The 569-nt window shown below is 52.5% G+C and carries 1 protein-coding gene; it reads left to right on the plus strand.

The features are described from left to right. Positions 1 to 569 (plus strand): hotdog family protein (locus KVT34_RS29710; RefSeq protein ID WP_217563240.1); only part of this gene is annotated, 569 nt, incomplete at both ends.

Consider the following 569-nt stretch of genomic DNA (forward strand, 5'->3'; position numbering starts at 1 on the left):
TAGGACGCGAGGCGATGGAGGAACGGGCGGGTTTTCTTGCAGGAAGCCTGGAGGAAGTGAAGGAGAAGCTAAACAAGCTTATAGATGGACAGGGTGAAGCCGAAGGCGTGTACCGGGGGCAACAGAAACGGAACAAAGAAATCATAACGGAACTCTTTTCAGATGAAGAGCTGCAGGAAGTAATGGACAAATGGCTGCTTCAGAAAAAATACAGCCGGATTTTAGGGTTGTGGGTAAAGGGAGGACAGGTAGAGTGGGGCAAACTTTACGAGGGTCAAAAACCGAGGCGGATCAGTCTTCCCACCTATCCTTTTGCAAGAGAACGTTATTGGGTGCCGATGGGGGAAGGGGAAAGCGCCGTTATTCCGGGGACACATCATCCTGCACAGGCAGACAAGCTGCATCCGTTGCTGCATGAGAATATATCGGACCTGTGGGAGCTAAAATATCGCTCGCGATTTACGGGAGAAGAATTTTACCTGTCGGATCATGTGATAAACGGGCAGCGGATATTGCCGGGGGCCGCCTACCTTGAAATGGCCCGGGAGGCCGCGGTACGGGGAGCGTGT

Source organism: Paenibacillus sp. GbtcB18, from assembly GCF_019091125.1.
In the GTDB taxonomy this organism is placed as follows: Bacteria; Bacillota; Bacilli; order Paenibacillales; family NBRC-103111; genus Paenibacillus_F; species Paenibacillus_F chitinolyticus.